Source organism: Alteromonas sp. W12 (assembly GCF_001924945.1).
Classification (GTDB): domain Bacteria; phylum Pseudomonadota; class Gammaproteobacteria; order Enterobacterales; family Alteromonadaceae; genus Alteromonas; species Alteromonas macleodii.
This window is the reverse complement of sequence record NZ_LQXH01000008.1, coordinates 115,857-138,492: the sequence shown is the minus strand read 5'-3', so window position 1 is coordinate 138,492 and position 22,636 is coordinate 115,857. Positions and strand designations below refer to the sequence as shown.

Here is a 22,636-nt window from a genome sequence, read left to right as displayed (position 1 = left end):
TTATCATGCTTGAAGCGATAAACCTTCTCTAGAGGGGGTGTAAGCTTGCAAATAAGCATTTTGAATTCGGCCAATTCGTGTTTGCATCACATTAGACTCATTTGCCTGAAAGCCTTGTGTGTCTGCTGACGAAGATTGATTATCTAACACCATATTCGCAATAGAATCGGTTGCGGTGCCTATATTTGTATCGGGCTGCACGGCTGCCCCTGAGTCTGCAACAATGCCATTGCTTTGTGCTGAGGTAGAACCTGGTGAAGCCGTTTCTGTTTGGCCTTTGGCAATCTCGCTACGGGCCTCTGTGGCTTTTTGAGAAGCCTCTGCAGCCACTTTTAAATCTTGTGATGAAGGTTCAGCTGGTGCGAGGGCGGCTGCGCGCACTTGCTCCATTTTTTTCAGCGTTTCTTCAGGCGTTTTTTCTTCTGAAACATCAATCGACACTTCGCCATCGGTCACATAGCGTTTATTGTCAGGGCCTGTAGTGTATTCATACTGCGGAGCACCGGCGTACTGACCGCCTGTTGAAGCATGCGCTTGCTCGTGAACCCTCACTTCCTGATCGCGGGCTTTTAACTGCTCAATTTCAGCAGCGTCTTGTTTCTCTTGCTGTTCTTGTTGCCTGTCTTGCGCGCCCTGCTTGCCTGCACTCTCATCTTGCGCATTATCTTTCTGTTGCCCAAATACGTTTTGAAAGGCCGCTTGAAGTTCTGTTTGTACCTGAGGGCGCTCGTAAGTAACCGGCGCTGGCGGCTGGCCGGGGCTCTTCGCTTTATCGGCTTCTGACCCCAAGCCTTTTTGAGAAGCCCCTTGCTGGGAATCTGACGCTTGGGGAATAGTTTCACGCTGCACGTTATCTCTACGTGCAGACTCTGTATTTATGTTCGCCGTGGGATAAGCAATGGCGTTAAGGATTGGTGTAACGATATTCACCGTAACTGTTCCACCTACGCAAGCACGTCTATGATGGTACCAAGCATCTCATCGGCAACACCTAATACTTTGGCAGAGGCTTGGGCATTACGTTCGTTTACATTGAGCGCGATTAAGTCGTCAGTGAGACGCGTGGAGGTAGACGTTGAATTCGATGACGTGTTTATTGTGTCGGTATTGGTCGCAATAGGTTGAGCGGGTGCTACCGCATCCTCAGCAGTTCGCTGAGCAATATTTGATGCTGCCTGCGAAATTCCGTCGCTGGCATTTTGTAAACCATATTGAGCCGCTGCAAATGCAGAGCCTGCACCTAAACCATCAATACTTGTCATACATTACCCCTAACCTCTCATGTGCAATTATTAACCAATTTCACACAAATGGAAAGTCATGTATCACACCCTGTCATTAACTTATTGTAAGCAGGCGATTTTTATTAAGCTGTCAAAGATAAGAAAAGCTTCGAACTATCGGCAAGCCGCGGTTTGAAGCTTCATGTCATCGCTCTATTACGACGCCTTTTGCTGGTAAACGCCAGCGGCAAAGCGAAATAAAATGTCAGCAGTTTGCTGAGGGTGTGAAATAAACGGCGCATGCGACGCATGAGGCAGAACAACGGTATCAGCCTGCGGATGTAGCTCACATATACGATCTATTCCGCTGGTCGGCACTAGACTATCTAACCTGCCATACAATCGTAACGTGGGTGTAGTTATTCGCCCCACGTCTTGACGCATGTCTTCAGTAGACAATATGCGTAAACCTTTCTTAAGCGCTTCCTCGGCGGGATCTGGGAATTGGGTTACCTGTTCTCTGATCGCCTTAATATCCTGCTTTGCCGTTTCGCTGCCCATCGCTTGAATTGCCAAAAAACGTTCCAGTGTTTTCTGATAGTTCTTTTCAAGCTGAGTCTCGAACATTGAAAGTAAATCGGCAGCAATACCCGGCCAACAAGGCCCTGCTATAAATCGAGGTGTTGAAGCAATCGTTACCAGTCCGGTAAGTTTTTCTGGTGCTAACAGCGCTAACTTTTGCGCAACTAGTCCACCTAATGACCACCCAACCAACACACACTGGTCTGGCAGTTGGTTCACAATGGATTGAGCCAATGTTTCCACGTTATACGGTGACGGGACGAACTCTGCATTTTCCCCAAAACCAGGAAGATCTATGGTGGTGACGCGAAAATTATCGCTTAAATAAGGAATAAAGGATGTGAACGCTCCGCTGTTCATACCCCAACCATGAAGAAATACCACATCTACGCCTGTACCCTGAGTACGGGTGACAAGCTCGCCGTTTGTATGCAAACTTTCCATTTACACCTCCTTAGGCAGTCACGTGTTTTTGAGGCAACACGAAATAATGAAAACAGGTCGACGTTCGACAATTCAAGGAAGTTGATGGAATCAACACTATGAACCTTTCATGCTTGCTATGTTATCAGGCAAGTCCTACGCCAGTATGTCACTGGTGTGAAGATGACATATTTTTTTTCGATGCCACGTTGCACGGAAGTAACTTACTTCAATATGGCCCTGTGGCAGGCCACGTCAAGCATAGCCACTATGACGCGTTACGCGTTTTAGGACTTCATACGTGGCCAATGTCATCGCTGGTTCACCAGTTAAAGTTTACGCATTCCCTTACGGCAGGAAAAGTATTAAGTAACTGGTTTGTCCATAAAATGCGACAGTGCACTTTATCAGTGCCCAATGTGCTGCTTCCGGTGCCAATTAGTGCATGGCGACTTGCTACACGGCACTACAATCAGGCTACGCTTCTGTGTGAAAGCATAAGCAGTGAGCTGAATATTCCAGTTAACCAGTCGTGGGCCAAACGACGGGGCTTTAGCGTGCAGCATCACTTATCCAAAATGGCGAGAGCCGAAAACGCAAGCCGTGTATTTAGCCTATCGACGCAGTGTATCGATGATGAGATAGCAATAGCGCAAGGTAATAAAGATGGCAGCAACTTCAGCGTTGCAATTGTCGATGACGTACTCACCACCGGCGTGACCGTGAATACATTGAGTAAAAGGCTCAAAAAACGCTACCCAAATTTACACATTCAGGTGTGGGTAGCGGCATTTACGCCACCACCTAAAAGCAGTCTGTATCAGAAAGCCTAGTGATCAGAAGCGGTGATACTGAAAAGCGCGGCATTCGCCGCGCCTTTCAAACTGATTTAGCGAATAAAATGCGATTGGTAGATTGCATTGGCCAGCATCTTGTTCGTGCCATACCAGTACCCTCTAAACTGTGTATTGTCGGTAAAGCCAATGACAACGCCGCGCCCCATTTTTTGAGTCGTCACAGCAGTTGATTCAGCCATTAGCGCAACCATTCTTTTGTCACTAAACCCAGCCATGAGAGGCTCATCAGTGTAGCGCGCAGGCGTTATAAAGGGTGAACTACTAGCCTCCACTATCATATTATTGGTTTTAAACATGGGTAGCGTGTCGTCATCATAGCCGTAGAACAATGGATGAGTATTGTCGATATTCGCTTCAAACACAGCGCCAGCCACCAACTTTCTGGCGTATAACGAAGCGCCATCTTTATAGCTGAGTTCGCTTTCATCGAACGCGTTATCAATACTCTCTCGACTAACAATTTCTACGTCTAACCATTTATGTTGAGCGAAATAACGCAACGCGGATTTCTGCCCCACGATTACGCCACCGGCTTTCACCCACTGCTCAATTTGAGTTCTTTCACTTTCACTAAAGCGATATCCACCGCTAGGGAATAGAAGGTGCGTATAAGTAACGCTAGGATCATTAAGCGCGCTTGTCAGATGTTGTTGCTCAACAATACTGGCAGCCAGCCCCACTTTTGTGTCGAAATAGTGCCATATTTCACCTGCTTCGTATTCGCTGGTACCTTCACCGCCAACAATTAATACTTGAGGTAAGGTTACAGGCGCCATGCTTCGGCTACCTAGGTCGTGTCCTGTTGGCGTTAATCCACTACGCAGGCTAAAGACAGGCACTTTAAGTTGCTGTTGCGCTTCACGCAAAATAGCCGCCAGGTTTTCTGGCTGACCCAAACCTTTAGGCACAATAATACTGCCAGGCTGAAGCTCAACGTTTTTCCCGTCATATTTAATAGCAGAGAACGCTTCTTCACTGCTGCGTACCTTCACGCCTGCTTCCAATAGCGTTTGCAGCATGGCTGGCGCATAGTACTGGTGCCATGAAAACGCATACGCGTATGCGTCTGGGTGAATATCATTAAGTGCGGGTTGTGCAAGTGCGGTGCTGTCGCTAAGTTTTAGGCTTCGCGCATCGCCCCTATCTAGAGGCGCGTAATCCAAATTGAAAGCCAAAGCCAAATTCCACGTTGATACATCGTAAAACGTGTTGTTCTCAAACGAGGTTTGGGTAGAGAAAATTGACTTTACTAAACGGTATTGAGGCTGGTTTGAAGGAATATAAATCGCGCTACCTGCACCATAGCGAACTTTGCTTACCTCAACATCTTTCGTTAACACCTCGTAATTAATATGATGCTGTTCAAGCAATGCAACAAATGCGTTAAAGCGAGCTGTGTCATTCGATGCACTAACAACAAAACCTACCTGCTCATCCTTTTCAGCCAGTGACTGTGTGCTCTTAACAAAACCCGATTGATAATCGAGAATAGCAGCCTTATTTGCCAATGCGCCTCTAAAAGTGCTTAAAGACGTAGTAATTTGATTTGCTATGGTGTCTTTGAAGGCAAGCTTGCCATTAATAGAGTCCTGAATGTGGCCCCGTGAGCTTGCTTGCTCAAAAAGAATACCCACACTGCCGTGTAAATCTGGGTAGGTCGAGCCTTTGCCTGCGTAGAAATCGTCAAACGCTTCTTGGGTAAAATAGAGCTCCCCTTGCTCATCAAACGCGGCAGCATGATACTGGGCAAGCGCTTCAGTTAGCGTTACGTTCTCATCAGGCGTCAGTGGATTTTTACGCGAGCGCACACCAGGCTGGAAAAAATAGGTGCTGTCTGTCCCCATCTCATGAAAATCGGTGAGGATATGTGGGCGCCATTTATGAAACTGTTTAATTCGCGCCTGCGACTCTGGGTGAGCCAGCAATAGCCAGTCGCGGTTTAAATCAAACCAGTAATGATTTGTTCTACCTGACGGCCACCCCTCATCGTGTTCACGATGTCGACTGTCAGAAACCAGCTGCTTGCCCTTGTGCATATTTGCCCACTGAGCAAATCGAGAAAGCCCGTCGGGGTTGAAAGACGGATCAAACAGCACAATATTGTTATTCAACAAGGCATCAATTTCTTTACCTTCAGCCGCGGCCAAATAATAAGCCAACGCAAGTGAAGCATTGGTTCCGGAAGGCTCGTTACCGTGAATACTGTAGCCCATGTAGAAAATAAGGGGAGCATCGCTACCTACTTTCTTGCCGCTTTCCATTGCATCAATGTGTTGCTGCCTCATCGCCTCAATATTGTTTCTATTTGAGGGCGCTGTGATTGTCAGTAACAGAAGTGGGCGGTTTTCGTGAGTACGGCCGGTTTCTTCAATGGTGATACGGTCAGACTTCTCGGCAAGTAGTTTCATATAATTGACGACTTGGTCGTGACGCACATGCCACTCGCCAATGTTGGCGCCTAGTATCGATTCAGGCGTGGGAATAGCTGGGTTGTAGGATACCGTGTCAGGTAAGTATGCTGTCACCGGCTGCCCGCCTACATCAGGTGCAATAGTAACAGTTGAAGCAGAGGCGGGTTGTGCTAATGATTTCTGACTGGCTGTTGCCCCAAAGGCGATGGTACCAAGGGCTAATAATGAAACGAGTGAGAATGGATTCTTTTTGGCGGTGTAATGCAATTTCGCGAACATAGCGCTTCCCGTCTTGTTGTTATGGTTGAGAATAGTGTCGATGTGCACGCCTCTCAACAAATTCGATTCACTGGAATAATTTATTTAATTAATACCTGACTGTTTTACTCAGGTAAATTTGATACAATAATCCAAATTTCAAAATATGTAGGACTTGCTGATGATAACTATATCAGAAGAAGCCCAGGCTCACTTCGTAAAACTGTTGAGTAAACAAGAGTCTGGCACGAATATTCGTGTATTCGTCGTAAATCCAGGCACTTCGTCGGCTGAGTGTGGCGTGTCCTATTGCCCACCAGACGCGGTTGAAGAAACAGATACCCGTTTGCCATTTAATGGTTTCGATGCGGTCGTAGATGAAGAAAGCGCGCCTTATTTAGAGGAAGCGGAAATTGACTACGTTACCGATCAAATGGGCTCACAGTTAACCTTAAAAGCACCTAATGCAAAAGCGCGTAAAGTGTCTGACGACGCACCATTAATTGAGCGAATTAACTATATGATTGAGTCGGAAATCAATCCTCAGTTAGCGAGCCATGGTGGCAATGTTGTATTGACAGAACTGACTGACGATGGCTATGCCATACTTCAGTTCGGCGGCGGCTGCAATGGTTGCTCAATGGTAGACGTAACGCTTAAAGAAGGTATTGAGAAGCAAATGGTTGAGCAATTCGCTGGCGAGCTTAAGGGCGTGCGCGATGCGACTGAGCACCAAGCGGGTGAGCACTCTTACTACTAAGCGTAATATTGCACTTGCTTAAGTGTATATCTCGATAACTATCTCATGCTAAAGCAAGACATTCACAAAAGCTGGCAACGATTCAAAATAGGTCTATCTATTTTCGTTGTCGGCGTCTTGCTGTTGTTTACCTTAAGTGAACTTCATATCACGCTGCATTACCTGAGCCTTCTTATATTATTTGTCGGTTTCGCTATCGCCATGTTGGGTTACTGGGGAATTTTTATTCAGCGTTTTTCGTTTATAAAAAACAAAAAGCCACCGCCTAAATTCTGATTACTTCCTGCTCTACGCCATACCTTCTTGCCCTATTCTTAATGTAAGCCAGTCTGATTGCACTCAGTTTTACCCATACGCCATACTCTACATTGCGAAGCTGTCTCCCGTTCATTTATGTTCGCCTAGCGCTCGTCTCGGGTTATAGGTAGATTAGAGGTTGCGCAAAGTGCCTAACAATATGAAAAGGAGCTGTAGTGAATACAACAAAGAAGCTGGGCCTGCTTGGCGGAATGAGTTGGGAATCAACTGTCAGTTACTATCAAGCCATAAACCGTGGTGTTAATGCTCGACTTGGCGGCCTTCATAGCGCACCGCTGATAATAAGCAGCGTTGACTTTGCCCACATAGAGCAGCTTCAGCATAAAGGAGAATGGGATAAAACCGCCGATATACTGATCCGCGAGGCGAAGCACTTAGAAACTGCGGGTGCAAAAGCCATATTAATTTGTACCAATACCATGCATAAAGTAGCAGCTGACATAGAGCAGAAGATCACTATTCCACTTATTCACATTGCCGACGCTACGGGGTGCGTGTTGCAACAAGATAGGCTTAAGAAAGTTGGGCTACTGGGCACCCGCTTCACCATGGAACAAACCTTTTATACATCCCGCCTTAAAGAGATTTTTGGCATTGAGGTTGTTACTCCAAATGCCCAACAACGAGACACAGTTCATAACATTATTTATGAACAATTATGCAAGGGCGTGATTTGTGTTGAATCCCGTAACGCGTATATTGACATTATAAATGAACTGGCGGCCGAGGGTGCTGAAGGCATCATTTTAGGCTGCACAGAAATTGCCTTATTAGTTCAACAACATCACACCAAAGTTAAGTTATACGATACTACCGCTATCCATGCTTCAGCTGCGGTAGATTTTGCATTAGCTCCCCAAAGCGTTAGCAAAGGGTAAGTAGCGAAACACATATAACCTAACTTTGATAAAAGGGAATTGGCCCTACTATTTTCAGAGGACACAGCTATGTTTAGCCACGTAATGATTGGTGCGAACGACCTTGAAGCATCAAAGAAATTCTACGATGCTATTTTAGGAGTATTAGGATACGAGCCAGGCGTTTTTGATGAATATGGACGGGTATTTTACTACACGCCTAAAGGTATTTTAGCGCTAACAAAGCCGATTAACGGAGAGGCTGCCACACACGGTAATGGCACCACGCTCGGCCTTGCCGCTCGAACACCAGACATCGTTGATGAATGGCATAAAGTAGGAAGCGAGAATGGGGGCGTGCCATGCGAGGACCCACCGGGTATTCGAGGCAATGGGGAACGCCAACTGTATCTTGCTTATCTGCGTGACCCAGCGGGCAACAAGCTCTGTGCCACGCACATCGTAAGAAAATAGCTCAAGTGCTGCCTGCTTAAATGATCACGCTCTTTTTGCAGGCTATTCACTTTTAGCTGTCTATTTGGCCCAAAGCCCTTTGAATAATAGCACTTTGAGTAATAGCGTTTTGGGTAATGCCTAGTTATGTCTACATATAAGCCCTAACCAAACGAAACTGCATAGGTGTTACTGTCTGGCCGCTCAATATCCTAAACGGGTTTCGCCTTTTCTCTTCTTTGCACTATACATTGTTGCTAGATGAATTAACCTTGAACCAGTAAAAGCTCAGCTAACAGAGGGAATATGACACCTGAAGAAACTGGCAAGGCCTACGACACCATTACACACCTTTGGACTCGTCCTGAATTTAATCAGAAAAATGGGTTAACCGCCTACCAAAAAGCATTGTCATTTTTAGCGGACACCCCATCACAAGAGCCTGATACGGTGCCTAGCGAAGCGCTTGATAAGGGAGAACCGCATGATAAGAGTGAAGCGCTTGATAAGGGAAAAGCGAGCAATAAAGACAAACCAAAGAAACGAGGTTACGCACTAGACATAGGTTGCGGATGCACCAATCGTTTTGTCCCGGTTATCGAAAGCGCAGGGCTAGCTTACGAAGGCATTGATGTTTCCAAAGATATGCTGGCCATTGCGACGTCCCAATTACCCGCTCATACCTTCTATTGCGCCGACGTGTGTACATTCACTATCCCCAAGCACTATTCGTTTATTAGCGCTTGGGATAGCTTTTGGCATATTCCCCTAACGCAGCAAGAGCCTTTGCTTAAGAAGCTAGTGGATCACTTAGACGATGACGGTGTGTTGCTTTTTAGCTGTGGAGGTACAGATGAAAGCGGCCAACACACAAACGAAGTGATGGGCCCAGAAGTCTACTACGCCTCGCTGGGGCTACATAGATACATAGAAATATTGATAGAAGCAGGCGGGTTTGTTCGTCACGTTGAATTCGATCAGCACCCTGAACTACACACTATTATCATTGTGCAAAAAAGAACCGCGCAAAAACACATTAGCAAGAATAATACTGAATGATGCCTAGAAAAACTGAGAGAGGCAGCGTGCTCAGCACGCCTTCCCTAAGTAAGGTCAGCGAAGCGTTATAAAACACTAGCTTTGCGGTGTCGCTAGCTCACCGCGTTTATCTAATCGATAAAAGCTCCAGGCCAATGTCATACCGCGAGCGAGTAAAAAGGCAAGGAGAGCATACCAAAGGCTGACGTTACCCTGATCTTGCGTGAGATACCAAACGGGGAAATACACCCCTAACGCACTTATTATCATGGTATTTCTCATTGCGCTGGCTCGGGTAAGACCAACAAATACGCCATCGTACAAAAAACACCAATGCGCTAATAGAGGAAGTAATACCATTAAACCAAGATAAGGTAGCGCAGCTTTTACAATGTCACTATGTTCGGTAAGCAGCGCGATAATGGCCTCACCGCCAGCGAAAAATATCAAGCTATAAATAAGGGCAAAAATACTCGACCAGACTAACCCTTGGTAGGTGCGTCGTTTCACTTCGCTGCTGTCTGACGCCCCCTTGGCTTCACCCACCAGCGCTTCCACCCCATAGGCTATGCCATCAAGTCCCAATGCAATAAGAACAAAGAACTGCATGAGTATGGCATTGACGGCCGCCGACGTTTCGCCGTAACGGGCACCTTGAATGGTGAGAAACGCTAAGCAGCCCTGTAATGCTAAGTTACGTAATAGCATGTCACCGTTAAGCTTCATCAGTACCTTACGAGCTGCACGGTTAAACCACGATGCACTCACCGCGACACCGCCTATGCGCTTAAACGCCACCGCTAGCGCCATTATAGCCATGGTATACTCAGCGATAACACTGGCCAGCGCCACGCCAGCTACAGACAAACCAAGCCCGAACACAAACACTACATCGAGTCCCGCATTCAATAAATTTCCCACAATTTGAATAGCCATGACGCTGCGCGTTTTTTGCTGCCCTACTAACCATCCAACTAATGCCAGATTAAGCATGGCAGCTGGTGCGCCCCATACCCGCGTCGAAAAGTAGTCTTGAAGATGCAGGGCAACTTCACTGTTTGGCTGAGTTAAAGCTAAGCCTATAGACAAGATAGGAGATTGAAGAGCGAGTACCACAGCCCCCAACATTAGAGCAACCGCCACCGTTTGCCACAGCACTTTTGCTGACTCTAATGTATTGTTCGGTGAGCCTTTAGCTTGTGCACTCAAGCCTGTTGATGACATGCGAAGAAACCCGCACACCCAGTATATTTGCGTTAAGATAAGTGCGCCCACCGAAGCCCCTGCAAGCATGGCTGGTAAAGACATGTGTCCCAAAACCGCGGTATCCACCAAACCTAATAGAGGCGTAGTAATATTCGCTAAGATCATGGGAAGTGCTAACGCCAACAGACGGGAATGGTCGTCAAAAAAGGAGCGCTGAGTTAGTTGAGCAGGGGACATAAATGATCTCAGTAGGGGTTAATTTCGCTATATACTATCAACCTATGCAGCGGCATAAGTGAAATGCGTACCAGCTTGACCATGTATAAGATTGGCCAAGTCGCATTATTTGGAGTTTACCATGCAATTGAATTTGATTAGGCACTCAGTGGATGATGATATGAAAACCAACAATGTAATTCAAAATAGAACGACGAGTCGTACGCGTTTGAAGATCTTATCTTCAATGCTTGCGGGAATTTTCAATGTTTTGTTGGTCTCACCTAGCATTGCTTCAGGCTCAGATGCAAACCCTGTTGCTGATGCGACTTCCACTACAAAGGAACAAAGTGGTAGTAACATCGACTCTAGTGTGAGCACCACGCCTAACGCCGCCATTTTGCTTTATCACCATGTGTCGTCTTCAACACCAGCCAGTACCAGTATTTCGCCTGAAGCCTTTAAATCGCACATGGAATACTTGGACGCACACCACACTGTTGTTTCGCTTCAGGACGTTGTTTCTGCGATACAACACAACACTACACTGCCAGAAAATGCGGTTGCGATTACGTTTGACGATGGCTACGCAAACATTTTAGACAATGCTCACCCAATACTGGCTGACCTAGGTTTTCCCTATACCGTGTTTATCAACCCTGATGAAATTGGCGTAGGTCCTAAGCAGCTAACATGGGAGCAAGTTATTGCTATGCATAACGATGGCGTTGTTTTTGCCAACCACACGCTAGACCACCTTCATATGCTAAACGGTGAGCAAGCAATGGGCGAGCGCGCATGGCTGGAGAAAGTTTGGCAGAACGTAGAAAGTGCTGAAAAGAAGATTGAAGATAAACTGGATATTAGCCTTAAATATTTAGCGTTCCCGTTTGGTGAATACAACACGGCGCTCGCTAATAAGCTCAAAGCTGAAGGTTACATTGGATTCGGGCAGCATTCCGGGGCTGTGGGCCCATCTAGCGACATGCAGGCACTACCGCGCTTCCCCGCGGCCGGTCCTTACGCCAATTTGGCAACGCTAAAGACCAAGCTTAATAGTCTAGCCATGCCAGTGACGCAAAGTTCACATAAAGACCCTCGTATGACAGCGCGAAACCTGTCATCGCCCATTAGTTTAACGATAGACAGTGACGATGTTCGCCTTACACAAGTAAATTGTTTTTTCGGCGGCGACCCTATCGAGACTAGCCTAGAAGAAAATGTGCTTACGTTTACCCTTGATGAAACCCTTCCAGTAGGACGTTCACGTGTGAATTGTACAGCACCGTCTAATGCGCAATCAGGGCGTTATTATTGGTACTCTACGCCCTTCTTTGTGGCAGATGAGAACGGCAATTACCCAGACTAGGGCATGTCGATAAGGCACATCTATGCTTGAGCGCGAGCGCATATCGATTGGGCTCGCGCGTATATAAGGAAACGTTTACCTATACGGGTTTAGAAAATCGAATAAAACCTTTATTTATCGACTCTTCCACAAAACTATGGCGCTGATAGAAACGAATGGCTGGCACGTTCGACACTTCAACATCTAGTACCACTTTACGTTTGTTCAGTTTTTCTGCTCGCGCTTGCATAGCATCAACCAGTATCGTTCCCACGCCCGTTCGACGGGCACTTTCTTCAACAGAGAGATGGCCTATCATGAGTTCGGTATTAGTAGGCGGCGTAAGATTGATGGCCACGGTCTGATTGCGCATGAGCACTGTCATAGCCTCATCGAGGGTAAAGTACGATGTGATGCTATCAAGGGTCGCCCTATCAAATGTTGCACCAAGTTTGCTGTGCCAAGAGGTCACAACACCGAGTACTTCGTCGCCGCTACACGCCACCCAATGATTCTTAAAGCCATATTGCCCGCCACCGAGCTCCCATGCATGAGACAGGTAGCCCTCAGCTGTTTTATTTTTATTTTGTCCAAAAATAGACGTTAACAAAGACTGCGCCGCATTCAATATAAGCGGCGTAGTTTGCGCAGCATCAGATGCCACACCTTGCCTTATTTTGATTTCCATATTACTGCTTCGAGATTATTATTGGCATATCAGCCAATATTTGCTGGGAATCACTTATCGATAGCTTTCCTGGCTCTCTTTTTGGTCTGAATCTTCCTATCACCCTAGCTTCAGGGTCGACAAGTACGACAGATGCACTGTGATCAACTAAATAGTTGGGGTTATCGGTACTTTCAGCAATGGCATACATCATTCCTAAATTACGTACAAACGGGAATAGCGCCTTGTGCTCTCCAGTTACGGCAATGAACTCCTCATTAAAATAGCTCACATACTCTGAAAGTCTTTCAATTGAATCGCGATTTGGATCAACGGATACAAAAACAATTCGAATAGGTTCGACACTATTTAATGCTTTTAGTTCAGGATATATGCCGTTCAGTTCAGCCATGGTAGTTGGGCAAATATCGGGGCAGAAGGTATAGCCCACAAATACTAAGCTCCACTGTCCTTCAAGCGACGAATTATCAAACACTTCACCTTCATGAGATGTAAGTGAAAACGGTGATAATGCTCTCGGCTCTGGGTAAGTCTGAAAGTATTCAGGCTGACTTTCAACATTTGGGGGCGCGATATACAGCGCCCCTACGATGCCTGCACATAGCGCTAAAAATGCAACAAGGCCGACGGTAGTTCGTTGATTCATAAACTCAGTGGTATGTAGTGATCTAAGAGTAATACGACAAACAATACCATGAGATGAATAATTGAAAACCTAAAAGTTTTCATTGCAGTTTGTGGCTCTGCATCGAATTTTAACTTTAATGCATAGTATAAAAACCCAATGTTAAGCACACTTGAGCCAATCAAATAAATGAGATCGCTCATGCCTGTAAGGTAGGGCAGCAAACATACAAGCCCCAACAATACTGTATACAGCAACACTGACGTTTTCGTAAATGACACACCGTGGGTTACCGGCAGCATGGGCACCTTCGCTTTGGCGTAATCTTTTTCTCTATGAATAGCGAGCGCCCAAAAATGCGGCGGCGTCCAGGTAAAGATAATCAGCACTAAAAGCAGGGCATGGGCATGTATTTCCCCTGTAACCGCGGTCCAACCTAGAAGCGGTGGAGCAGCCCCAGCTAAACCGCCAATCACGATGTTTTGCGGTGTCGCTCGCTTTAAATACATCGTGTAGATAAACGCGTAGCCTACTAGACTTGCTAAGGTTAACCACGCGGTTAGCATATTCACAAAAAGAGCTAACACTACAAATCCAACCACACCTAAAACGCCTGCAAACCACAGCGCGTTGTTTACGCTAACCTTGCCTTTTGCGACGGGGCGATTAAAAGTACGCGCCATCACACTATCTATCTTATGGTCGACAACGTGATTAATAACGGCAGCAGACGCAGACAACATACCAATACCCAATAAGCCACAGATAAGTACGGTTGCGTTTACCCACGAAGGCGTAGCTAAACACATGCCTACTAACGCGGTTAACAGCAACAACATGACGACATTAGGCTTCGTCATTTCATAGTAATCTCGCCACGTGACTACATTGTGCTGACGTGAAGTACGCGCATGTAAAGAGACCGATTTAGCCATGGAAACCTCCTGGAGCTTTAGGGAGAATATGAGAAGACGTTGACGCGTTTAAAGGGTCGTGCAAAGGCGCTTCGTGGATGCTAAATGCACCTGCACCCTGCAGTGGTTTCGAACCTGAGAATGAGCCTGTATTTCGTTTTTCTGTACCGAAGACGTTATCGTTTTCTAGTGCCAAGAATACGGTAAAAATGAGGTTGAGTAGGGAGAGAAGTAACACGGCTGCGACCGCGTTATGCATTACAGCGACAGCCAGCGGCAGCATAAAGATAATGTTACTAAGTCCTAATGCCACTTGCGTGCACAATGCTACCAACATAAACGCACCCACATATTTTTGTTTACTTGTGGTGTAGCGGCTTACCAACACACTTATACCTAGTGCTAGTAAGTATAAAAACGTGATGACCGCGCCGAACCTATGCACTATGTGCATGGTAACTCGTTCGCCGTAATCGTGAGCACCAAACTCATAGTTGTCTGCATCAGGCACACTGAATGCACCTGCCAAATCAATTCTTTCCTGCCAACCGCTTTCACAGACCGGCATTTCCGTACAGGCCAACGCAGCATAATTGGCAGAAGTCCATCCACCAAGAGCAATCTGGGTAACAAGCACGCCAAGCCCAATGAAGGCGAAAAGTTTAAGGTTTCGCTGAAAGACTTTGGCTTGAGGTAAGTCGGTAATATCCTGATCATGCATAGCTGACGCTATGGGCGCTTGTTTAGTTTTCGATGCATCGCCTGCGGTGTTGCGCAAGCGGAGGTAGAGAATAAACAGGCAAGAGAGTACAGAGAAGCCCCCCAGCAAATGCCCCATAACTACGACGGGAAGCAGATTGAGCGTCACGGTCCACATACCAAGTGCTGCCTGGAAGATAATAAGCCCCAGCAGTAACAGAGGTAATTTAACGGGCGTGCCTTTGTCGCGCTGCCGAATAGCAATAATGGCAATAGCCAGTACACACAGCCCCAGCGTTCCTGCAAAATAGCGGTGAATCATTTCATTCCACGCCTTAAACGCCTCAACTGGACGTTCGGGAAAAGCGGCGTTGGCTTGTGCCACTTTTTCCTCACTCAAAGGCACGGTTAAATTACCGTAGCATCCAGGCCAGTCGGGGCATCCTAGCCCCGCGTCGGTCAAGCGCGTATACGCACCGAGAATAATAACGACCGCCGCCAAAAAAATACTGAATAGGGTTAATTTTTTCATGGCCATTATCCTATACGCGATAATTTTAGGAGCTTTCTCATATCTGCCAGCATGTTGCGGCTTTCCATCACGGCGTCTTTTCTATCGTCTTTAATGTCGTAAAAGAGCATGGCGTTATTTTGCGTATCAACAATATAAACACTGCTAGAGGCAAGCGCCGTTGGTGTAGTAACGGGTAAGGTTTCGACAAAAGGGTAGTCTTCTAGCGCGGCTATCGCAGTTTGGTCGCTTGAAGCGGTAGTAACGACCACTGCTTGGGCACGGTCCGATTCTTTACCTAGTGCAAGCCACACTTGGTTAATGCTAAAAAGTGCGTTCTCGCACACTGCGTCACATTTACTTGGCATCACATACAACAAACGCCATTTAGGTTCCGCGTTTTCTAAAAGCGCACTCATGTCGATGGTCGGCGCGAGCAGCTGACCTTTATTTGTCGCGCCTTTAGTAAACCAATCGTTATCAAGTGCGAGCTTTGCCAAAACAACAGGTAAAACAAACACGGCTACCATAATAATTAATGTTTTTTTCGAAGCAGCATTACTCATAACTACGTCCTTTCTTACTAATTGCTAAGCCGCCAATGGCTGCAGCGGCAATGGCTAAACCAAACCATTGAACTGCATAGCCAAGGTGCTTTTCAGGAGACATTACGACGGCCTGATGTTCACGAATAAACGCGGGGTCAGGCGTGGTAAGGTGAAGAATAAAGGGTAAAAGTTTGCGCTCTAAGGCGTTGCTTAGTGCAGGGAATTCTATGTGTTGTACCAGCGCGGGGCTTTGCGACAAAGCCATGTTGGTTTCTTTCACTAAGGGGTTGTTACCCGGCACGCTAAGCACGCCGATTAATTCGCGCGTTTGGCTTGTAAAACTTATTTCCGGTAGCGTGCGCGTTAAGTCTGGCGCAGGCACCCAGCCAAAGTTAACCAAGAGCCACCCGACATTGGTATTTACCGGTACGATGACATCGAAACCCACCCGCTGATTGTGAATCTGATTATCTAATAGCAACACATGGTTAGCGTCTATTGCGCCGCTGAACGATACGGTAATATCCCGAGGATCATCATGAGACAACGCCTCTTCTAAACTCAAGGTTCCATTACTTTGCTTTTGCGCTATGCTAGCTAAGCGTTGTTGCTTTTGGACCATGCGATCAAGTTGCCAGTACCCTAAACCGCACATAATCGCCACACTAAAGCCCGTGAGTAACCAAGGAATAACGTGGCGAGTGCGAGAAAACATGATTATTTCGCACCATGCAAAATTAGAATAAAAACAGAGGTGAATATGTTGATAAAAATAGTCCTTGTTGCGTTGGTGCTGTACATGATTGTGAATTTGTTCATGGCGATGCGAATCATGATGAAAAATGACACATCAAAAGGGCCTATGAGTAAGTACATTGGTCGACGCGTGCTCACTTCTGCCGTCATTGTTATTATTATTCTTATCGCTATTGGTACCGGTTTAATTACCCCAAACCCAAGGCCTTACTGAGTTTGGGGCTCCCTTTTAAAGTACGTAAACAAAGATGTAGAGCATGACCCACACTACATCTACAAAGTGCCAGTACCAGCTCCCCGCCTGAAACGCGAAGTGGTTTTCAGGCGTGAAATGGCCTTTCAAGACCCTAAAAAACAATACAATTAGAATGATGGTGCCAAGGGTCACATGCATGCCGTGAAACCCTGTGAGCATAAAGAAGGTGTTGCCGTAAATGCCTGACTGAAGCGTAAGCCCCAAGTCGCGATACGCATGTATGTACTCTTCTACCTGTAGGAACAAGAACCCACATCCAAGTAAGATAGTGATACCCAGCATTAGGGTTAGCTGTTTGCGTTTGTTTTGCTCTAGTCCCACATGAGCGAAGTGCAGTGTAATAGATGATATAAGCAAGATAACCGTGTTGATTGTGGGCAACCCCGCAGCACTCATTTCCTGTGTGGTAGTGCCGCCTGGCGTTGACACCAGCGGCCACATGGCCTCAAAGGTCGGCCATAAGACCTCATTGGTCATAGCGTTGTTCGATGCGCCGCCCAGCCACGGAACGGAAATAAATCTCGCGTAGTAGAGGGCGCCGAAAAACGCAGCGAAAAACATCACCTCTGAAAAGATAAACCAGCTCATACCTTGTCGATATGAACGCCCCAGCTGATCGCTGTAAAGCCCTGCCATAGATTCGTCTATTTGATTTTTAAACCAACCTACAAGCATAACGAGCAATACTGCTATCCCCGCTAAAAGGATATGACCGCCATAGCCTGTTTCACCTTTGGTTGCTTGCACCACATAATTGCCCGCACCTACGGCGATAAGAAATAGAGCAACGGCCCCTACGATGGGCCATGGACTTTGTGCGGGTACATAATATTTTTGGTATTCGTGATTCTGTACTTCGGGTTGCATTTTCTTCTCCTTACCCCTTCGGCCTATTCGCCATTTGATGGTGTTGAAGCCATAAAGGGATTCGGTGTTGTCGTTAGGTCACTGGCTCGCGCTGTGACGTCATAGAGTGTGTACTGCAAGGTAAAAAACGTAATTTCTTCAGGTAGCTGAGGGTCTACATAAAACTGCATGGGCATATAGGCTTCACTACCCGCATCCAATGGCTGCTGATTGAAGCAGAAGCATTCAGTCTTGTTCAGGTACAGTGCTGCCGTTCCGGGGGATACAGAGGGAATGGCCTGAGCTACGATATTACTTGATGCAGGGTTTCTCACATAAAACGACACCGTATTAAGTTCGCCAGGGTGCACTTTCACGCGCTTGGTTTCAGCACGAAACTCCCACGGCATACCGGTATTTGTGCGAGTAATAAACTCGACGGTCACTTCTCGCGATTCATCAATCTCAACCGATTGATAAACCGCAGCCGTGCCTTCGGTTTTTCCGTTAATTCCCGTAACGTCGCAAAATACGTCGTACAAGGGAACAAGGGCAAAGCCGAAGCCAAACATGCCAATGACAATAGCAACAAGTTTAATAACCATCTTGTTGTTTGCGCTTTGCTGTGACATCACGTGACCTCCGGGTAAATCCATAGATGAAGGTTGGTAAACGCTTGCTTAGTCGTTTATCTCCCTCACCACCTGCAATGTGTGAATGTCATTCCCATCGGCTTTTGCCGGTTGAAAGGAATGACCTATTCACAACTCCACCTACCGTTACTTAACGACAGGTGGTGTTTCAAACGTGTGATAAGGAGCGGGTGATGGAATTTCCCATTCCAATCCTTCTGCGCCGTCCCAAACTTGCGCTGATACCGGCTCACCTTGCTTTTTGCATGCCTTGATAAGCAGGGCAAGAAAGATGAGCTGAGATAAACCGAATGCAAAACCACCCAGGCTTATCCATTTATTAAAATCAGCGAACTGCAATGCATAGTCAGGAATACGGCGTGGCATACCAGCCAAACCCACAAAGTGCATAGGGAAGAACAACACATTGACCGATACCAATGAGCACCAGAAATGCCATTTAGCTAAGGTTGTGTCATACATTTTTCCCGTCCATTTAGGCAACCAGTAATACACCGCAGCCATGATGGAAAAGACCGCGCCAGTTACCAGTACATAGTGGAAATGGGCTACAACGAAGTAAGTGTCGTGATATTGGAAGTCCACGGGCGTGATCGCCAACATTAGCCCTGACAACCCACCAATGGTGAACAGCACAATAAAGGCAATAGCGAACATCATTGGCATTTCGAAGCTCAGTGAGCCGCGCCACATGGTCGCTACCCAGTTAAACACTTTCACGCCAGTAGGCACCGAGATAAGCATGGTGGCAAACATGAAAAACATTTCCATGTACACCGGCATGCCCGTGGTGAACATATGGTGAGCCCATACAACAAAAGAGAGCAGTGCAATCGACGCCGTGGCGTACACCATAGACGCGTATCCAAACAGCTGCTTTCGAGAGAAGGTAGGAACAATTTGCGAGATAATGCCGAAAGCGGGCAAGATCATAATGTACACTTCAGGGTGCCCGAAGAACCAGAAAATATGCTGGAACATAACCGGGTCGCCGCCACCAGCAGCATCAAAAAAGCTCGTGCCAAAGAACTTATCAGTTAACACCATGGTAACCGCACCGGCGAGCACTGGCATTACCGCAATCAGCAAGAATGCCGTGATAAGCCACGTCCATACAAACAGCGGCATTTTCATCCAGGTCATGCCTGGCGCACGCATATTAAAGATGGTCACAATCACGTTAATCGCACCCATAATGGATGAAATACCCATGATGTGAACAGAGAACACAAACAACGCTGTCGAATCGCCACTGTAAGTCGTTGAAAGGGGCGCGTAGAAAGTCCATCCAAAAGCAGGGCCGCCGCCTTCCATAAAGAGCGAGCTCAATAGAATGAGAAAGGCACCTGGTAAAATCCAGAAGCTCCAGTTATTCATGCGCGGTAACGCCATGTCAGGGGCGCCGATCATCATGGGAATAAGCCAGTTTGCGAGCCCAGTAAAGGCTGGCATTACTGCACCAAATACCATGATAAGCCCGTGTACCGTAGTCATTTGGTTAAAGAAGTTTGGCTCTACAATTTGTAGACCGGGTTGGAATAGTTCAGCGCGGATCACCATGGCCATCGCACCACCAACTAAAAACATAATAAAGGCAAACCACAGATACAGTGTGCCTATGTCTTTGTGGTTAGTGGTAAACAACCAACGCGTTATCCCTTTAGGAATATGATCGTGGTGTTCATGGTCATCATGTAGGTGACCGTCATGAGGCGCAGAGGTATCTGGCGAAATAACTTCAGTTGCTTTGCTCATTGTCTGCTCCTAGTTTCCGTTTGCCACTGCGTTGACATCTTTGGCTTGAACCATATCGCCAGTTTTATTGCCCCAGGCATTTCGCTCGTAAGTGACTACGGCGGCAATTTCCTTAAGACTTAGCATTTTTCCAAACGCTTGCATGGCTGTTCCTGACTTTCCATGCAGCACGATGTCAATGTGACCTTGCTGATCTTCTAGTGCCATCTTGCTGCCTTTTAATGCCGGGAACACGCCAGGTAAACCTTCACCATTTGGCATATGGCAAGCAGCGCACGTTGCGTTGTATACTCGCTCGCCCTCTTTCATCAGTTCATCCATAGACATATTCATAGAAAGTAGACGCTGCTCTTCTTCTTTTGCTTTACGAACAATCTCTTCTTGTTCGCCCATCCACTTTTCAAACTCGGCGGGTTCTTTAGCAATTACCACAACCGGCATATAGCCATGGTCTTTACCACAAAGCTCTGCGCACTGTCCGCGATAAATACCAGGCTCATTCACCTTGGCCCAAGACTCGTTAATAAAGCCGGGGTTGGCATCTTTTTTCACGGCAAAGTCAGGAACCCACCAAGAGTGGATAACGTCGTCAGAGGTAATAAGAAAGCGTACTTTTTTCCCAGTAGGAATAACCAAGGGACGGTCAACTTCCAGCAGGTAGTTATCTGTTTTCTGAAATTTGTTTTCTATTTGCTCGCGCTGAGTGGCGAGTAAAGAATAAAACTCTACATCGCTATCCATATACTTGTAATGCCATTTCCATTGAGAGCCTGTTACTAACACCGTCATGTCAGGCTCAGACGTGTCTTCCATAGCAATTAGAGTATTCGCTGCGGGTACCGCCATGAAGATAAGAATAAGGAAAGGAATAACGGTCCAAGCAATTTCAACCTTCACGTTTTCGTGAAAATTAGCTGGCTTGGCACCACGGGACTTCCTATGTAGATACATTGAGGCGAACATCACGCCAAAAACTACAACCGCGATACCTACACAAATGAAGAACATCAACATATGGAGGTCGTATACCTGCCCACTGATGTCGGTAGCACCGCGTCTCAAATTAAGCGAAGAGGCTTCTTCGCTTGCTTCTTGCGCAAAAAGCAAAGGGGAAAAAAGCAAAATTGGTATACTAGAACACCATTTTGCGAAAACGGTCGTTAGTTGTTTCACTCAGCACCTCCGTAATGGCGTGGTCAAAGACGCTGATTAATTTGCGCGATGCCCTACCAAATGGTTTGCGAACGATTGACCCATAACCTCAACTTGTAAAACAAATTTAGAGTCATTGTTATTATTTTGTTAATCTCTGTATAAGAATTGCGCAATAATGTCGTGCCGTCTAGTCTTTTCTATTAAAAATTTAACGAAGTGGTTAATTTTTAATCATTTACTAAAATGGTCGCGGGGGATTTGAAGTGCAAAAAGAGAAAGCGATTGCTGTGGGATGTCCTTGGAATCAAACAGGCATTTTGAACACAGGGTTAAAGTAAATGCTCGCCTAACTAGTTAAGAAATCAATAAGTAACCGATGACTCAATGTCGATTTCAAACAAAATTCAAAATAAAAAATGGAAAATACTCGAAGCATTCATAGAAAGAATAACGTGAGTAAAGATAAAAATAAGTGCGCAGAAAACCAACAGGTTTGCTGGGCAAGATAAAATCTAAGTTGGCAGATTGAAGAAAAAAACAGGAACAAAAGACATAAAAAAAGCGGCTAACGTGCCGCTTTTATACAAACAAGCTAAAATACTACATCCAGTCAGCGTTTCTGATCACACCCACCGCAATACCTTCTATCGCAAAATGTTCAGTCGCCAAATCAACTTTTATTGGTGCAAACTCATCATTTTCAGCATGAAGCAATACTTCACGCCCGCGTTTCTCTAGACGCTTTACAGTGACGTCTTCATCTACACGCGCCACAACCACCTGACCGTTGTGTACATCAGTGGTACGATGAACAGCGAGAAGGTCACCGTCTAAAATACCAATGTCTTTCATGCTCATACCGTTGACGCGTAGCAAAAAGTCGGCATGGGGTTGAAACAGTGCAGGATCGACTTTGTAGTGCGACTCAACATGCTCTTGCGCCAAGATCGGCTCACCGGCTGCAACACGCCCAATTAACGGTAGGCCTTCTTCTTCTTGTGCGTCGTTATCAAGAGGGATATTGAGCTTAATGCCACGAGACGTACCAGGCAAAATTTCAATCACGCCTTTACGCGCCAATGCTTTCAAATGTTCCTCTGCTGCATTAGCAGAACGAAAGCCAAGCTGACGGGCTATTTCCGCACGAGTAGGCGGCATTCCCGTTTCTAACATGGTTGTTTTAATAAGTTCTAAAACTTCGGTTTGTCGAGCTGTGAGTGGGCGCATAAAAGACCTGTCTGTTCATACAGTTCCTGTAAGTATATACACCTAAAACTAAA

23 protein-coding genes are annotated in these 22,636 nt (G+C 46.3%); 7 read left to right on the top strand and 16 right to left on the bottom strand.

Going from position 1 to position 22,636, the window contains the following annotated elements:
- Window positions 1-3 precede the first annotated feature (3 nt).
- The 3 genes from AWH61_RS12010 to bioH form a co-directional block, all read right to left on the bottom strand.
- A complete protein-coding gene (locus tag AWH61_RS12010; protein WP_075177174.1) occupies window positions 4-930 on the bottom strand; it encodes a putative metalloprotease CJM1_0395 family protein in 927 nt (308 codons plus the stop codon).
- A 14-nt stretch (window positions 931-944) separates the two neighbouring features.
- Window positions 945-1,262 carry a hypothetical protein gene (locus AWH61_RS12005; protein ID WP_014951365.1) on the bottom strand — a complete coding sequence of 106 codons (318 nt, stop codon included), beginning with the start codon at window positions 1,260-1,262 and terminating at the stop codon, window positions 945-947.
- A gap of 177 nt (window positions 1,263-1,439) precedes the next feature.
- Window positions 1,440-2,249 carry a pimeloyl-ACP methyl ester esterase BioH gene (gene bioH, locus AWH61_RS12000; protein WP_014980724.1) on the bottom strand — a complete coding sequence of 270 codons (810 nt, stop codon included), beginning with the start codon at window positions 2,247-2,249 and terminating at the stop codon, window positions 1,440-1,442.
- A gap of 98 nt (window positions 2,250-2,347) precedes the next feature.
- Here bioH and AWH61_RS11995 point away from each other — a divergent pair, with 98 nt between their 5' ends.
- Window positions 2,348-3,061: a ComF family protein gene (locus tag AWH61_RS11995; RefSeq protein ID WP_039235725.1), complete on the top strand. Its 714-nt coding sequence runs from the start codon at window positions 2,348-2,350 to the stop codon at window positions 3,059-3,061.
- Between the two features lie 56 nt (window positions 3,062-3,117).
- Here the strand turns inward: AWH61_RS11995 and AWH61_RS11990 are convergent, their stop codons facing one another.
- Window positions 3,118-5,775, bottom strand: coding sequence for a M14 family zinc carboxypeptidase (locus AWH61_RS11990; protein WP_075177173.1), 2,658 nt, complete (start codon window positions 5,773-5,775; stop codon window positions 3,118-3,120).
- Window positions 5,776-5,935: 160 nt separating this feature from the next.
- Between AWH61_RS11990 and nfuA the strand changes: the two genes are divergently transcribed.
- The 4 genes from nfuA (at window position 5,936) to AWH61_RS11965 (ending at window position 9,201) form a co-directional block, all read left to right on the top strand.
- Window positions 5,936-6,514, top strand: coding sequence for a Fe-S biogenesis protein NfuA (nfuA, locus tag AWH61_RS11985; RefSeq protein WP_014951369.1), 579 nt, complete (start codon window positions 5,936-5,938; stop codon window positions 6,512-6,514).
- A 473-nt stretch (window positions 6,515-6,987) separates the two neighbouring features.
- Window positions 6,988-7,710 (top strand): aspartate/glutamate racemase family protein, encoded by a 723-nt coding sequence (locus AWH61_RS11975; protein ID WP_075177172.1) that lies wholly within the window; start codon window positions 6,988-6,990, stop codon window positions 7,708-7,710.
- 69 nt (window positions 7,711-7,779) lie between these two features.
- Entirely contained in the window at window positions 7,780-8,163 is a 384-nt protein-coding gene (locus AWH61_RS11970) for a VOC family protein (RefSeq protein ID WP_014951372.1), read from the top strand.
- Window positions 8,164-8,448: 285 nt separating this feature from the next.
- Complete coding sequence (locus AWH61_RS11965; RefSeq protein ID WP_075177171.1) at window positions 8,449-9,201, top strand: class I SAM-dependent DNA methyltransferase; 753 nt, start codon at window positions 8,449-8,451, stop codon at window positions 9,199-9,201.
- A 75-nt stretch (window positions 9,202-9,276) separates the two neighbouring features.
- Here the strand turns inward: AWH61_RS11965 and AWH61_RS11960 are convergent, their stop codons facing one another.
- Window positions 9,277-10,623 (bottom strand): MATE family efflux transporter, encoded by a 1,347-nt coding sequence (locus AWH61_RS11960; protein ID WP_014977798.1) that lies wholly within the window; start codon window positions 10,621-10,623, stop codon window positions 9,277-9,279.
- Between the two features lie 121 nt (window positions 10,624-10,744).
- Here AWH61_RS11960 and AWH61_RS11955 point away from each other — a divergent pair, with 121 nt between their 5' ends.
- Window positions 10,745-11,971, top strand: a complete 1,227-nt coding sequence (locus AWH61_RS11955) for a polysaccharide deacetylase family protein (protein WP_075177170.1) — start codon at window positions 10,745-10,747, stop codon at window positions 11,969-11,971.
- A 79-nt stretch (window positions 11,972-12,050) separates the two neighbouring features.
- Here the strand turns inward: AWH61_RS11955 and AWH61_RS11950 are convergent, their stop codons facing one another.
- The 6 genes from AWH61_RS11950 to AWH61_RS11925 are packed head-to-tail and all read right to left on the bottom strand — an operon-like array spanning window position 12,051 to window position 16,650.
- Window positions 12,051-12,638 carry a GNAT family N-acetyltransferase gene (locus tag AWH61_RS11950; protein WP_014951376.1) on the bottom strand — a complete coding sequence of 196 codons (588 nt, stop codon included), beginning with the start codon at window positions 12,636-12,638 and terminating at the stop codon, window positions 12,051-12,053.
- A gap of 1 nt (window position 12,639) precedes the next feature.
- A complete protein-coding gene (locus AWH61_RS11945; protein ID WP_075177169.1) occupies window positions 12,640-13,284 on the bottom strand; it encodes an SCO family protein in 645 nt (214 codons plus the stop codon).
- A complete protein-coding gene (gene cyoE, locus AWH61_RS11940) occupies window positions 13,281-14,198 on the bottom strand; it encodes a heme o synthase (protein ID WP_014980735.1) in 918 nt (305 codons plus the stop codon). The genes AWH61_RS11945 and cyoE overlap by 4 nt, the downstream gene beginning before the upstream one ends.
- Window positions 14,191-15,408, bottom strand: coding sequence for a COX15/CtaA family protein (locus tag AWH61_RS11935; protein ID WP_075177318.1), 1,218 nt, complete (start codon window positions 15,406-15,408; stop codon window positions 14,191-14,193). Before AWH61_RS11935 ends, cyoE begins: the two co-directional genes overlap by 8 nt.
- Before the next feature lie 5 nt (window positions 15,409-15,413).
- Window positions 15,414-15,953, bottom strand: coding sequence for a redox-active disulfide-containing membrane protein (locus AWH61_RS11930; protein WP_014951380.1), 540 nt, complete (start codon window positions 15,951-15,953; stop codon window positions 15,414-15,416).
- The gene (locus AWH61_RS11925) at window positions 15,946-16,650 is read right to left on the bottom strand and encodes an SURF1 family protein (protein ID WP_083605929.1); all 705 of its coding nucleotides are present in this window, start codon (window positions 16,648-16,650) and stop codon (window positions 15,946-15,948) included. Before AWH61_RS11925 ends, AWH61_RS11930 begins: the two co-directional genes overlap by 8 nt.
- A 45-nt stretch (window positions 16,651-16,695) precedes the next feature.
- On the opposite strand from AWH61_RS11925, the gene AWH61_RS11920 reads away from it, so the two are divergent.
- Window positions 16,696-16,905 carry a DUF2909 domain-containing protein gene (locus AWH61_RS11920; protein WP_039221374.1) on the top strand — a complete coding sequence of 70 codons (210 nt, stop codon included), beginning with the start codon at window positions 16,696-16,698 and terminating at the stop codon, window positions 16,903-16,905.
- A gap of 15 nt (window positions 16,906-16,920) precedes the next feature.
- On the opposite strand, the gene AWH61_RS11915 is transcribed toward AWH61_RS11920, so the two are convergent.
- The 5 genes from AWH61_RS11915 to lexA all read right to left on the bottom strand — a co-directional run bounded on the left by AWH61_RS11915 (window position 16,921) and on the right by lexA (window position 22,583).
- Window positions 16,921-17,814 (bottom strand): cytochrome c oxidase subunit 3, encoded by an 894-nt coding sequence (locus tag AWH61_RS11915; RefSeq protein WP_014951383.1) that lies wholly within the window; start codon window positions 17,812-17,814, stop codon window positions 16,921-16,923.
- 23 nt (window positions 17,815-17,837) lie between these two features.
- Entirely contained in the window at window positions 17,838-18,425 is a 588-nt protein-coding gene (locus AWH61_RS11910) for a cytochrome c oxidase assembly protein (protein WP_014951384.1), read from the bottom strand.
- A gap of 147 nt (window positions 18,426-18,572) precedes the next feature.
- Window positions 18,573-20,201, bottom strand: coding sequence for a cytochrome c oxidase subunit I (ctaD, locus tag AWH61_RS11905; protein ID WP_039228778.1), 1,629 nt, complete (start codon window positions 20,199-20,201; stop codon window positions 18,573-18,575).
- A 9-nt stretch (window positions 20,202-20,210) separates the two neighbouring features.
- Window positions 20,211-21,374: a cytochrome c oxidase subunit II gene (gene coxB / locus AWH61_RS11900; protein WP_014951386.1), complete on the bottom strand. Its 1,164-nt coding sequence runs from the start codon at window positions 21,372-21,374 to the stop codon at window positions 20,211-20,213.
- A gap of 582 nt (window positions 21,375-21,956) precedes the next feature.
- Window positions 21,957-22,583: a transcriptional repressor LexA gene (lexA, locus tag AWH61_RS11895; protein ID WP_014951387.1), complete on the bottom strand. Its 627-nt coding sequence runs from the start codon at window positions 22,581-22,583 to the stop codon at window positions 21,957-21,959.
- Window positions 22,584-22,636 lie beyond the last annotated feature (53 nt).